Annotated in this window: 10 protein-coding genes; 8 read left to right on the forward strand and 2 right to left on the reverse strand. The window is 70.2% G+C overall.

The window, feature by feature from the left end; all coding sequences use genetic code 11:
• Positions 1-35: 35 nt before the first annotated feature.
• Positions 36-2,390 (reverse strand): FHA domain-containing protein, encoded by a 2,355-nt coding sequence (locus IG84_RS0118280; RefSeq protein ID WP_031058151.1) that lies wholly within the window; start codon positions 2,388-2,390, stop codon positions 36-38.
• Positions 2,391-2,575: 185 nt separating this feature from the next.
• On the opposite strand from IG84_RS0118280, the gene IG84_RS0118285 reads away from it, so the two are divergent.
• The 3 genes from IG84_RS0118285 to IG84_RS0118295 all read left to right on the forward strand — a co-directional run bounded on the left by IG84_RS0118285 (position 2,576) and on the right by IG84_RS0118295 (position 6,451).
• Entirely contained in the window at positions 2,576-3,487 is a 912-nt protein-coding gene (locus IG84_RS0118285) for a LysR family transcriptional regulator (RefSeq protein WP_031058155.1), read from the forward strand.
• A gap of 122 nt (positions 3,488-3,609) precedes the next feature.
• A complete protein-coding gene (gene hisD, locus IG84_RS0118290) occupies positions 3,610-4,971 on the forward strand; it encodes a histidinol dehydrogenase (protein ID WP_031058158.1) in 1,362 nt (453 codons plus the stop codon).
• Between the two features lie 64 nt (positions 4,972-5,035).
• Positions 5,036-6,451, forward strand: a complete 1,416-nt coding sequence (locus IG84_RS0118295) for an amino acid permease (RefSeq protein WP_051861930.1) — start codon at positions 5,036-5,038, stop codon at positions 6,449-6,451.
• Here the strand turns inward: IG84_RS0118295 and IG84_RS0118300 are convergent.
• Entirely contained in the window at positions 6,444-7,442 is a 999-nt protein-coding gene (locus IG84_RS0118300) for a LacI family DNA-binding transcriptional regulator (RefSeq protein WP_031058162.1), read from the reverse strand. The two genes, IG84_RS0118295 and IG84_RS0118300, sit on opposite strands and share 8 nt — an antisense overlap.
• Before the next feature lie 265 nt (positions 7,443-7,707).
• On the opposite strand from IG84_RS0118300, the gene IG84_RS0118305 reads away from it, so the two are divergent.
• From IG84_RS0118305 to IG84_RS0118325, 5 genes are all read left to right on the forward strand, one after another.
• On the forward strand, positions 7,708-8,844 hold the full coding sequence (locus IG84_RS0118305; protein WP_031058164.1) for a cupin domain-containing protein: 1,137 nt from the start codon (positions 7,708-7,710) through the stop codon (positions 8,842-8,844).
• A gap of 68 nt (positions 8,845-8,912) precedes the next feature.
• Positions 8,913-9,590 (forward strand): alpha/beta fold hydrolase, encoded by a 678-nt coding sequence (locus IG84_RS0118310; RefSeq protein WP_031058166.1) that lies wholly within the window; start codon positions 8,913-8,915, stop codon positions 9,588-9,590.
• A 41-nt stretch (positions 9,591-9,631) separates the two neighbouring features.
• Positions 9,632-10,942 (forward strand): histidinol dehydrogenase, encoded by a 1,311-nt coding sequence (gene hisD / locus IG84_RS0118315; protein ID WP_031058168.1) that lies wholly within the window; start codon positions 9,632-9,634, stop codon positions 10,940-10,942.
• Positions 10,939-11,736: an SDR family NAD(P)-dependent oxidoreductase gene (locus tag IG84_RS0118320; protein WP_051861932.1), complete on the forward strand. Its 798-nt coding sequence runs from the start codon at positions 10,939-10,941 to the stop codon at positions 11,734-11,736. The genes hisD (IG84_RS0118315) and IG84_RS0118320 overlap by 4 nt, the downstream gene beginning before the upstream one ends.
• Entirely contained in the window at positions 11,733-12,503 is a 771-nt protein-coding gene (locus IG84_RS0118325; protein ID WP_051861934.1) for an HpcH/HpaI aldolase family protein, read from the forward strand. Before IG84_RS0118320 ends, IG84_RS0118325 begins: the two co-directional genes overlap by 4 nt.
• Positions 12,504-12,581: the final 78 nt, after the last annotated feature.

Genomic DNA, 12,581 nt, shown 5'->3' on the forward strand with positions numbered 1-12,581 from the left:
CCGTACAGGACGGGAGTGCTCGCATACGGACGGGGCTACTTGCGCATGATCTCGGGCTCGCGCCGCCGCAGCAGCTTGGCCACCAGGAATCCGAGGACGAGCGAGAGCACGATCAACATGCCCATGTCGAGCAGCCAGATCCCCGCCTGGTGCCGGAACAGCGGATCGGAGGTGATGCCCTGCGGCACGATCCGGTGCAGATCGATCGTGCCCGCCATGGCACCCAGCGCCCACCGCGACGGCACCAGCCACGCGAGCTGCTCCAGCCCCGGCACGCCCTGCAGTTTGAGCAGCGCACCGCAGAACACGACCTGCACGATGGCGAGGAGGACCAGCAGCGGCATGGTGACCTCCTCCTTCCGCACGAGCGCCGACACGAACAGGCCGAGCATCATCGCGGTGAAGGCCAACAGTGCGACAGCGAGAGTGATTTCGATGAGGGGCGGCAGCAACACTCCCTTTCCGCCCGGTGCGTTCAGCTCGACACCGAACAGCGCCACCATGGTCAGCACCACTGCCTGGACGACCGTGATCGTCCCCAGCACCAGTACCTTGGACATCAGATACGCCGATCTGGACAGGCCGACGGCTCTCTCCCGCTGATAGATCGTGCGTTCCTTGACCAGTTCGCGTACGGCGTTGGCGGCGCCCGTCAGCACCGCGCCGACACACAGGATCAGCAGTGCGTTGAGCGCCGAGTCCCGGGTGAGCGCGCTGCCCGCCAGCGCGTGTGCCATCGCTCCCATCACGAACGGCAGCGCGACCATGATGACGAGGAACGTGCGGTCGGCCGTCAGCGCCGCCGTGTAACGCCGTACGAGCGTACGGAGCTGCGCGCCCCAGCTCTGCGACTTGGGCGCGTCGACCGGGCCGCGCGGCGCCTCGGGGGCGCGCCGGGGCTGATGGGTTTCCGCCGCCACATAGCGCCGGTGGACCGGTGAGGCGGCGAACTGCCCGGCCCAGTCCCGGTCCGTGTCGTTCTCGAATGCCTCGAACGCCTCCGGCCACTGCTCGAACCCGAAGAAGGGCAGGGCCTCGTCCGGCGGCCCGTAGTACGCGATCGTGCCGCCCGGCGCGAGGACGAGCAGCCGGTCGCAGACGTTCAGGCTGAGCACGCTGTGGGTGACGACGATGACCGTACGGCCGTCGTCCGCCAGCCCGCGGAGCATGTGCATGACCGAACGGTCCATGCCCGGGTCGAGGCCGGAGGTCGGCTCGTCGAGGAAGAGCAGCGACGGCTTCGTCAGCAGCTCGAGGGCCACACTCACCCGTTTCCGCTGCCCGCCCGAGAGGGAGTGGATCGGCTGGTTCACCCGCTGGTCCAGCCCCAGTTCATGAATGACCTCGTCCACCCGCGCCTGCCGCTCGGCCTTCGCGGTGTCCTCGGGAAAACGCAGCCGCGCGGCGTAACCGAGGGCGCGGCGCACGGTCAGTTGGGAGTGCAGGATGTCGTCCTGCGGCACGAGCCCGATGCGCTGCCGCAGCTCGGCGTAGTCGCGGTACAGGTCGCGGCCGTCATACAGCACCGTGCCCTCGTCGGCGGGCCGCAGCCCCGTCAGCGCGTTGAGCAGTGTCGACTTTCCCGCACCGCTCGGTCCGACCACGGCCAGCAACGTCTTCTCACCCACCGGAAAGGACACCTGCCCGAGCAGCGTCTTCCGCCCCTTGTCCACCCGTACGGCCAGCTCCTGCACGTCCAGCGACACCTCACCGGTGTCGATGAACTCCTGCAGCTCCTCGCCGACCAGCACGAACGCGGAGTGACCGATGCCGATGATGTCGCCGGGGACGACCGGGGCGCGGGTCACCGGCCGGCCGTTGAGATACGTACCGTTGTGGCTGCCGAGATCGACGATCTCGTACCCCTCCGGGCCCGCCCGCAACTCCGCGTGCCGGCGCGAGACAATGAGGTCCTCGACGACCAGGTCGCTGTCGGGAGCCCGGCCGATGCGGGTGATCCGCGCCGAGGGCAAGGGACGTACGGCGCTCGGCTGCCGGAAGGTGCGGGTGGCGGCGGGGTGCGGGACGGAGGTGACGGCGGACGGCCGCGCGGTGGCCTGCGGCGGTCGCGGTATGCCGGTGAGCACCGCGCACGGGCCGTCGGCCGGATTGCCGAACCGGATCACACTGCCGGGCCCCACGTCCGACTGTTGTACCCGCCGCCCCTCGGTGTACGTGCCGTTGGTGCTCTCCTCGTCCTCCACCACCCAGTGGCCGTCCGTGGTGTGCAGCACCGCGTGATGCCAGGAGACCCTGGCATCGTCGAGCACCAGCTCGCTCGCGGGATCGCGCCCCACGTGGTACGTCCGGAGCGGGCTCAGCACCTGGGTGCCGCCCCCGGCTTCGACAACGAGCTCAGGCGCGGTAGCAGCATCCGACCGCTCAGCCATACCAAGATTTTACGACCGCGACCGGGCCCCCGCCTGTCCAGGAACGCCACCCGTAGACCACTCGGAAAACACCGTCGTTGGTCAGTGGGACCCGGGCCTCTGCGGCGTTGTCCTATAGTGCCGCGCATGCTCAGAACCCACCCCCACCGCACTGCCGTCCGCCCAGGTACCGGGCGGGTCACGCCATGACGTTGAATCAGCTCAAGGCATTCGTCGAGGCCGAGCGGCTCGGTTCGTTCACTGCCGCAGCTACCGCCATGGAGATCGCGCAGGCTTCCGTGTCGGAGTTGGTACGGCGGCTGGAAGAGGAACTGGACGCCGTACTGTTCGTCCGTGGCAGCCGCCGGCTCACCCTCACCGCGGCCGGGCGCGAACTGTTGCCGTATGCGCAGGAGACGTTGCGGGCGGCTGACGGCGGTGTGAAGGCGGTGCGGTCCCTCGGGTCACTGGGCGGCGGCACGGCAACGTTGGGTGTGCTGCGCAATGCCGACTACTACCTGCTCGCCAACCTCGCGCAGACCTTCCACGCCCGGTACCCCGCCGTGCGCGTACGCCTCGTGGGCCAGAACTCCGCCGAGACGGCCCACGCCGTCGCCGCCGGAAAGATCGAGGCCGGGCTGGTGGTACTGCCGATCGACGACGAGGGACTGGTGGTGCGGCCGCTCATGCGGGACGAGGTCTTCTACGTCACCGCGGACCCGGAACGCGCCGCGGCCCCCGTGACCATCGAAGCCTTCGCGGCGGCGCCGCTCGTGCTGTACGACGCCCACTACGGCTGGCAGGACCCGACCAGGCGGCAGATCGCCGAGCGCGCCCAGCTCGCCGGTGTGCGCGTGGAACCGCTGATGGAGCTGGAGTGGGTCGAGGCCGCGCTGAAGCTCACGGCCGCGGGGGTGGGCGACACGATCGCCAGCCGCGCGGTGATCGACAGCCCGAACTTTCCGGCAGGGCTGCACACGGCGCCCTTCGCCGAGCCGTTGTACGACACCATCGCCCTGGTCCGGCGCCAGGGCCATCCGCTGTCCCGGGCCACCCGGGAGCTCGCCCGTCTCGCCGAGGACACGATCCGCGAGCTGAACGCCGAAGTCCACGGCTGAGCCACAGGGCAACGAGACACAGGGCAACGCCACACAGGACAACAAGGCATAGGGCAACCCTGTGGGAGCTCCAGGAATCACTCACCTAGTCCTGTGGGTCGAGCGCGTCTACGGTCCCTGACATGCAGATCACGCAGCACGAAGCAGAAGCCCTCGCCCCGTTCCAGTGGCTCAAGAAGCCGGCCGTCGACGGTCCTCCCGCGCAGCGCGACCCCAAGGTCGTCGAGCGCGTCTCGGAGATGCTCTCCACCGTCGAGCGCAAGGGCCTCGACGCCGTCCGCGCGTACGCCGAAGAGCTCGACGGCTGGTCCGGCGACCTGGAGATCGGCGCCGAGGAGCTGAAGAAGTCCGGCGACGCCCTGCCGCCCGACGTCCGCACCGCCCTCGAAATGGGCTACGAGCGGACGCACCGCTTCGCCTCCGCCCAGCGCGAGCACCTCACCGACTTCGAGATCGAGCTCGCCCCCGGGGTGAAGGGCGGCCAGCGCTACGTCCCGGTCACCCGCGTCGGCGCCTACCTCCCGGCCGGCCGCTTCCCCCTGCTGGCCAGCGCTTTCATGACCGTCGGCGTCGCCAAGGCGGCAGGTGTGCCCACGGTCCTGGCGTGCACGCCGCCGTCCGGTGAGCACGGTGCCCACCCGGCCGTGCTGTACGGCGCGTACCTCTCACAGGCCGACCGGGTCTTCGCGGTCGGCGGCGTGCAGGCCCTGGGCGCGCTGGCCTTCGGGCTGTTGGGCGAGGCCCCCGTCGACATGCTCGTCGGCGCCGGCAACGCCTTCGTCACCGAGGCCAAGCGGCAGCTCTTCGGCCGCGTGGGCATCGACCTGCTGGCCGGTCCGTCCGAGGTGGCCGTCATCGCCGACGACACCGCCGACCCGGCCTGGGTCGCCGCGGACCTGCTCGGCCAGGCCGAGCACGGACCCAACTCCCCGGCCGCCCTGATCACCACCTCCGAGGAGCTGGGCCACAAGGTCATCGCCGAGGTCGACCGACAGCTCGAAACGCTCACGACCCGGGAGATCGCCGGTGCCGCCTGGCGCGACTACGGCTCCGTCATCGTCGTACGCAACGCCGATGAGGCCGTGGCGGTGGCGGACGTCATCGGCCCCGAGCACCTGGAGATCCAGACCGAGGACGACGACTTCTACCTCCAGAACCTGACCAACTACGGCTCGCTGTTCATCGGCCCCTGGAGCACCGTGGCGTACTCCGACAAGGGCATCGCCGGTACCAACCACGTACTGCCGACGGGCAAGACCTCCCGATACAACGCGGGGCTCTCGGTCTCCCGCTTCCTCAAGCCCCTGACCTACCAGCGCGCCGCAAAGGAGGGCACGGCCGCGCTGGCGCCCGCCGTCGAGCGGATCTCCGCCTTCGAGGGCCTGGCAGCGCACGGCGCCACCGCCACCCTGCGCATTGACAGGATCGGCCGGCGCTCGGAAGCTTTCGACTCCGTCCCTGCCGCCCTGCGCGACCAGCTCTGACCTCGCCGCCCCGCCTCCACGGCAGCCGCGGAGGCGGGGCCCGCACAACTCCCGAGGATCACCCATGCCACACGAGTCACCCGTTCCCCCATCGTCCGGCGGTCCTGGCAGAGGTCTCACCCAGGGGCTCAAAGGCCGCCAGATCACGATGATCTCCATCGGCGGAGTGATCGGAGCCGGACTGTTCGTCGGTTCGTCCACCGCCGTCGCCACCGCGGGCCCGGCCGTACTCATCTCGTTCCTGGCCGCCGCCGCCCTGGTGGTCCTGGTCATGCAGATGCTCGGCGAGATGGCCGTCGCCAACCCCGACACCGGCTCCTTCTCCACCTACGCCGACCGGGCCCTGGGACGCTGGGCCGGATTCTCCATCGGCTGGCTCTACTGGTGGTTCTACGTCCTCGTCATTCCGATCGAAGCCATCGCCGCGGGCGAGGTCCTCGGTGGGATGACCGGAATGCCGAGCTGGATCCCCACCTTCGCGGTCATCGCCGTCCTGGCGGGCACCAATCTGCTCGCCGTCCGCAATTACGGCGAGTTCGAGTACTGGTTTGCCCTCCTGAAGGTCATCGCGATCGTGGGCTTCCTCGTCCTCGGCGTCCTCGCGATACTCGGCCTGCTGCCCGGCTCCGGTACCAGCGGGGTGTCGAACCTCTGGAGCAACGGCGGCTTCGCGCCCAAAGGCGGGATCGCCGTCCTCGCCGCCCTGCTCACCGCGATGTTCAGCTTCCAGGGCAGCGAGATCGTCACCATCGCCGCCGCGGAGTCGGAGGACCCGAAGAAGAACATCAAGAAGGCCATCAGAGCCGTCGTCTGGCGCCTCGGCCTCTTCTACATCGGTTCGATCCTCATCGTGGTCAGCCTCGTGCCGTGGAACGCCGACGGTCTGGCCGCCGGCTCGTACCAGGCCGTCCTGGAGCGCATGAACATCCCGGGCGCGCGCCAGATCATGGACGTGGTCGTCGTCATCGCGGTCTGCAGCTGCCTGAACTCGGCCGTCTACACCGCCTCCCGGATGGCGTTCTCCCTGGCCCGGCGCGGGGACGCCCCGGCGGCCTTTGCCGTCGTCTCGCGCGGCGGCGTGCCCCGCAACGCGGTCGCCGCGTCCACCGTCGTCGGCATCGTCGCGGTGATCGCCAACTATCTCCTGCCGAAGATCTTCACGTATCTGCTGGCGTCCAGCGGAGCAATCGCCCTGATGATGTACCTGGTCATCGCGGTCACGCAGTACGCCACCCGGCGCCGGCAGCACGGGCCGACCGAGGTGCGGATGTGGCTGTTCCCCTACCTCACCGTGGCGACGATCGTCTTCATCGCGGCAGTGCTCATCCTCATGGCGGTCCTTCCCGGCCACCGCCTCGAACTGTGGCTCTCGTTCGGCCTCGCCGCGGTCCTGGTCACCGTGGGCTTCCGGCTGCAGCGCAAACAGGGGAGTGGGCGGGAGCGCGAGGAATGTGCGACTGCGCTTCCCGCGGTCAAGTAAGGCGTGCGTGCGTGGCCCGCGGGACGAATTCCGTCGGCAGGATGAGGCGTTCCCCGGCGGGGTCGGCCTCGCCGGTGATCCGGCGCACCAGCAGCCGCGCCGCCTGGCGGGCCAGTTCCCGCAGGTCATGGCGGACCGTGGTCAGCCGGAACACCTCCCAGTCCGCCATCGGAAGGTCGTCGAAGCCGATCACCGTCAGGTCGTCCGGTACCCGCAGCCCGGCCGTGATGGCCGCGTTCAGCACGCCGATGGCGACCACGTCATTGCCGCAGAACACCGCCGTGGGCGGCTCGTCGGCGGCCAGCAGCCGGGGGAGTGCCTCGTACCCCGTGTCGTACTCGAATGCACCGCGGACGACCCGGCTGTCCGGCAGGCCGATCCCCGCCTCGGCCAGCGCCAGCCGGAAGCCGAGCTCGCGGTCCCGGCCGGTGGTCGTATTGGGCGAGCCGAAGATGCCCGCGATGCGGCGGTGTCCCAGCTCGGCGAGGACGCCGGCCACCAGCCGGCCACCGCCTTCGTTGTCCACGACGGACGCGTAGTCGCCCGGCTGTCCGGTGTCGCGGTTGAGAAATACATACGGGACGCCGCGGCGGTCCAGTTGGGCCGGCAGCCGTGACTCGGTGGTCGCGGTGGCCAGGACCACCCCGTCCAGGGACTGGTCCAGGAGGTTCTCGCCCGCCACCGCCTCGTCGGACCGCTCCGTGATCAGCATCATCCGGTAGCCGAGGGCCTGGAGCTCGTCGTGCAGCGGGGCGACGACGTGCGGATAGAACGGGTTCGTGAGATCGGTGACGATCACGCCGATGCGGCGCGTCGAGCGGGTGGACAGGGTCCGCCCGGCCTCGCTGGGAACGTAGTTCAGCGCCTGCGCGGCGCGCCGCACCTTCTCCCGGGTGGCCGCCGACACCCGGTGGTCGTCACGGAGTGCGCGGGACACCGTGGCCTGCGATACGCCCGCCAGTCTCGCCACGTCGTGACTCGTGATCGTCATCGGTCGCCCTCATCCCCTCGCCCGGATTCGCCGCACTGGCCCGCACGATCGTGAGTATACGTATGTACTGGTTCGGGCGGGCGGCCCCGTAGTCGTCTCCTCGAAGCATACGTCTGCAATACATCCCGACCGACCTCTTGACAGTGCCGGAGTCGTGGCTGTCAGATCAATGCATACGTATTCCAAACGCGTATCCAGCGTGGCCCCCACGCTTCCCAATGCATCCCCCACGCATTCCCCACGCACTTCGAGCGAAGGAGCGACCATGTCCGATGTCGTCGTGTCCACCGCGGAACTGGATCGCCGAACGATCCGCCGCAGCGATTTCGTCTCCTGCAACCAGGCGTTCATTGACTGCCGTACGCCGGGCTCGGACCGGAAGGAGAACTACGCGATGATCGGCCCCGGCGTCTCGCAGTCCTCCGGTCAGCACGTCAACCTCCGCCTGCCGCACGGCTTCCAGATCGGTGCGGCGGCCATGCCGCACGGCATCACGAACAACCTCCACCTGCACTACACGGCCGAGGTGTTCGTCTGCACCGAGGGCGAGTACCTGCTGCGCTGGGGCGCCGACGGCACCGAGGGCGAACTGGCCCTCAAGGCGGGCGACATCGCGTCCGTCCCCACCTGGATCTTCCGCGGCTTCACCAACACCGGCCCGGACGACGGGTGGATGTTCACCGTGCTCGGCATGGACAACACCGGCGGCATCATCTGGGGCCCCTCGGTGCTGCGTGAGGCGGAGGGCCACGGCCTGTACCTCACGGCCGACAACAAGCTCATCGACACGGTCGCCGGCGACGAGATCCCCGAGGGCACCGAGCTGACCGAGCCGATGGCGCAGGAGTACATCGACCGGCTGCGCCGCTACACCCCCGAGCAGATGAAGCGGCGCATCGCCGCGGCGGACGAACTGGTCTGGTCCGACCGGCCCTTCCTCGACAGCACACTGCCGGGCGGCGGGGCGCGCCTGAGCTGCGTCATCGGGTACGGCATGACCGAGGACCCGCACCAGGAGCCCCGGATCTTCAACCCGCACGGACACAACGCCGCCTGGCTGCGCGCCGAGCCCGGCCAGGGCGTCTCGCTGCACCGCCAGCGCGAGACCCAGACGCTGATCGTCAAGGACGGGCTCTGGGAAGTCACACTGAACCGCACCGACCCGGTCACCGTCCGCCTGGGCCCGCGCGACATCCTCTCCGTCCCCCAGGACGCCTGGCGCACCCTGCGGAACGTGGGTGACGCCGAGGCCGACCTCCTGATCGTCAACGGTGGCGACGGCCGGGTACGCCTGGACTGGGACGAGGAGGTGGTCAAGGCCGCGGCCGACGCCGGGCTCGGGATCGACCACAACGGCTACCTCGCCCCGTACGCACTGCTGCCCCGCTCCGCGCGACGCTGATGTCCGCCGCGCTCCCTGACGGTGCGTCCGGTAGGCCCGGGCCCCTGCCGCTCGTCGTGGTCCCCGGCATGCTGTGCGACCACGGCCTCTGGACCGACGTGGCGTTCCCCGAACATCACGAGGTACACCACGTCGCACTGACGGAACCGGACATCGGCCGCCTGGCCGACGAGGTACTGTCCGCCGTCCCCGGCCCCTTCGTCCTGGTCGGGCTCAGCCTCGGGGCGATCGTCGGCTTCGAAGTACTGCGCCGGGCGCCCGAACGGGTCGCGGGATTCTGCGCGATGTCGACCAACGCGGGGGCCCCGCGACCGGAGCAGTACGCCGCCTGGCGCACCATGGACGCGCTGATCGCCGAGGGCCGGTTCGAGGAGGTCATCGAGCAGACCCTGCCGGGCATGTTCGATGTGACCCAGCCGCCCGGTGACTTCGCGGACCGCTACCGGAGCATGGCCCACCGGGTCGGCCCGGACGCCGCCCGCGCCCAGCTCGCCGCCCAGGCGACGCGCTCGGACGCACACGAAACACTGCGCTCCGCCCGCTGTCCCATGACCGTCCTGTACGGCATGCGGGACGCGCTGTGCCCGCCGGACTTCCACCGTGCGATCGCCGAAGCCGCGCCGGACGCCCGGCTGCGCGCGGTCCCCGGGGCCGGGCACCTGCTGCCGATCCAGCAGCCGGGATCCGTCTCCGCCGCGGTACGTGACCTGCTTGTGGCAGCGAAACGCACGCAGCCCGCCTTCTGAAAGTTCTCACCGCATCCCACACACTCCGAGGAGAGCCAGCCATGCCCCGCCATCTGAAGTCCCCCATACCCGCCGGTGAGGTGCGCGCGGCGCGCGCAGACGTCGCCGAGCGCGTCGCCGCCATCCTCGACGACATCCGCGAACGGGGTGACGCCGCGGTCCGCCAGTACTCCGAGAAGTTCGACAACTGGAGCCCGGAGTCCTTCCGGCTCGGTCCGGACGAGATCCGGAAGATCGTCTCCGGGGTGCCGGACACGGTGCTGGAGGACATCCGCTTCGTACAGCAGCAGGTGCGCACCTTCGCCCAGGCGCAGCGCGACTCGATGCAGGACATCGAGATCGAAACACTGCCCGGCGTGCACCTCGGCCACAAGCACGTGCCGGTCGCCGGCGCGGGGGCGTACGTACCCGGTGGCCGCTACCCGCTGACCGCGTCCGCGCACATGACGATCGTGACCGCGAAGGTCGCGGGCGTGCCCCGGGTCGCCGCCTGCACCCCGCCGATCCGCGGTGAGATCCCCGCGGCCACGGTCGCCGCCATGCATCTGGCCGGAGCCGACGAGATCTACCTGCTCGGCGGTGTCCAGGCGGTCGCGGCCCTGGCGATCGGCACCGAAACCATCGGCCGGGTGCCGCTGATCGCCGGTCCGGGCAACGCGTACGTCGCCGAGGCCAAGCGGCAGTTGTTCGGCGAGGTCGGCATCGACCTGTTCGCCGGGCCCACCGAGATCCTGGTCGTCGCCGACGAGCAGGCCGACCCGTTCGTGGTCGCCGTGGACCTGCTCTCGCAGGCCGAGCACGGCCCGGACTCGCCCGCCGTCCTCGTCACCACTTCCGAGGAGCTGGGCCGCGAGGTCGAGCGGCACATCGACCGGCTGCTGCCGGGCATGCCGACCAAGGACTTCGCCGAGCCGGCCTGGCGGGACCACGGCGAGATCGTCGTCGCCGACTCCCTCGACGAGGCATTCGAGATCGCCGACTCCTACGCCAGTGAACACGTCGAGATCCTCACCGAGAACCCGCGCCAGGCCCTGGACCGGATGCGCGACTACGGCGCGCTCTTCCTCGGCGAGGGCACCTGCGTCTCGTACGGCGACAAGGTCATCGGCACCAACCACGTCCTGCCCACCCGCGGCGCAGCCCGCTACACCGGCGGCCTGTGGGTGGGGAAGTACCTCAAGACGGTGACGTACCAGGAGGTCACGGACCCCGCCTCCTCGGCGCGGCTCGGCGAGGTGTGCGGACGTGCCGCACGCGTCGAACTCTTCGAGGGGCACGCCCGCTCCGGCGACGTACGGGCGGCCAAGTACGGCGACGCCACGCTGCCGTGGAACACCGGGGGAGAAGCATGACGACCGATGCGACAGGCAGTGTGACGGGCGGCGCTGCACCACTGGAAGGACGTACCGCACTCGTCACCGGCGGCGGCAGCGGGCTCGGGGCCGCCATCACGCGTGCGCTGCTGTCCGACGGCGCACGAGTGGTCATCACCGGCCGCAACGAACGCGCCCTCAAGGAGACCGCAACGCGACTCGGCCCCGACGTCACCCACCGGGTCTGCGACGTGTCCGACCCCTCCGACGTGGCGGCGCTCGCCGAAAGCCTCGCCGACGAGGAGATCTCGATCCTCGTCAACAATGCCGGGATCGCCGGGCCGGTGGCCCCACTGACCGACATCTCGGCGGACGACTGGGACGAGGTCTTCGGCATCAACGTCCGCGGTGTGTTCCTGATGTGCCGTGCCTTCCTGCCCGCCATGACCGCGCGGGGCGCCGGCGACGTCATCAACATCGCCTCGGTGTCGGGGAAGCGGCCACTGCTGCGGCGCACCCCCTACTGCGCGTCGAAAATGGCGGTCATCGGCCTCACCGCCACACTGGCAGGTGAAGTGGGCCCGCTGGGCGTCACGGTCAACTCCCTGTCGCCCGGCCCGGTTTCGGGCCCGCGGATGGAGCGCAACTTCCGCCTGGAGGCGGAGCGGACCGGCAGCAGTTACCAGGAGGCGGAAGCGGCCTTCGTGTCACGCTCGGCCCTCGGCCGGATGGTCACCGAGGACGAGGTGGGCGCGGCCGTGACGGCGATGCTGCGGATGCCGGGCCTGTGCGGGGCCGACATCGACCTGTCCGCGGGGATGGTGGCGCGATGAGGGCGCGTCGCTCCCTCAAACGGCGGCTGGCAGCGGGCGAACGCCTCTACGGCGCGCTGCTCCGCCTCCCGTCGGAGACACTGGTCGAGATGGCGGGCGTCGCCGGCCTCGACTACGTAGTCATCGACTGCGAACATGGCCCGGCCGATATGACGGTGCTTCAGCACCACCTCACCGCGGCCGCTGCGCAGGGCCTCGACGTACTCGTCCGCGTCGGAACCGCCGAGCCCGCGCTTGCCCTGCGTTGCCTCGATCTGGGCGCCGCCGGCATCATCCATCCGCACATCGACAGTGCCGCGGACGCCCGGCGGGCGGTGGCGGCGGACCGCTATCCGCCGCTGGGGGAGCGGGGTTTCGCCACGTACAGCAGGGCGGGCCGTTTCGGTGCGGTGACGGCCGTCGAGCACCTCGCCGCCGCGGAGGAGACCCTGGTCGTGGCGATGATCGAGACGGCGCGGGCCTGTGCCGCGGCCCCGGAGATCGTCGCAACCGAAGGCGTGGACGCGATCCTGGTTGGCCCGGCCGACCTGGCCGTGGACTGCGGATTCCCCGGGAAGGATGCCATCGACAAGCTCATCGCCGCGACGCACGGGGTTGCTCACGACGCCGGCCGCGCGGTCATGTCCATCGTCCCCGACACGGCCGGCGCCAGGGCCGCCGAGCAGGCGGGCGCCCAGTTGGTGCTCTACAACATGGCGCAGGTCCTGATGGACGCCTTCCACACCCTCACGGCGCCTCTTGCCGAGCCCGCGAAGCCCGACAACTGATCCACGTCCCACCTATTGACGCCCCCCACCGCCCTCTCTAGGGTCCCGCACAGCCCCCAGTTCATACGTATGCACATT

This window comes from Streptomyces ochraceiscleroticus, assembly GCF_000720485.1.
Lineage (GTDB): Bacteria > Actinomycetota > Actinomycetes > Streptomycetales > Streptomycetaceae > Streptomyces > Streptomyces ochraceiscleroticus.

Bases quoted from the DNA above. Each gene is read 5' to 3' on its own strand.
- hisD (WP_031058158.1), top strand. From the start codon at position 3,610: ATGCAGATCACGCAGCACGAAGCAGAAGCCCTCGCCCCGTTCCAGTGG.
- IG84_RS0118280 (WP_031058151.1), bottom strand. From the start codon at position 2,390: ATGGCTGAGCGGTCGGATGCTGCTACCGCGCCTGAGCTCGTTGTCGAA.
- IG84_RS0118320 (WP_051861932.1), top strand. From the start codon at position 10,939: ATGACGACCGATGCGACAGGCAGTGTGACGGGCGGCGCTGCACCACTG.
- IG84_RS0118285 (WP_031058155.1), top strand. From the start codon at position 2,576: ATGACGTTGAATCAGCTCAAGGCATTCGTCGAGGCCGAGCGGCTCGGT.
- IG84_RS0118305 (WP_031058164.1), top strand. From the start codon at position 7,708: ATGTCCGATGTCGTCGTGTCCACCGCGGAACTGGATCGCCGAACGATC.
- IG84_RS0118300 (WP_031058162.1), bottom strand. From the start codon at position 7,442: ATGACGATCACGAGTCACGACGTGGCGAGACTGGCGGGCGTATCGCAG.
- hisD (WP_031058168.1), top strand. From the start codon at position 9,632: ATGCCCCGCCATCTGAAGTCCCCCATACCCGCCGGTGAGGTGCGCGCG.
- IG84_RS0118310 (WP_031058166.1), top strand. From the start codon at position 8,913: ATGCTGTGCGACCACGGCCTCTGGACCGACGTGGCGTTCCCCGAACAT.
- IG84_RS0118295 (WP_051861930.1), top strand. From the start codon at position 5,036: ATGCCACACGAGTCACCCGTTCCCCCATCGTCCGGCGGTCCTGGCAGA.
- IG84_RS0118325 (WP_051861934.1), top strand. From the start codon at position 11,733: ATGAGGGCGCGTCGCTCCCTCAAACGGCGGCTGGCAGCGGGCGAACGC.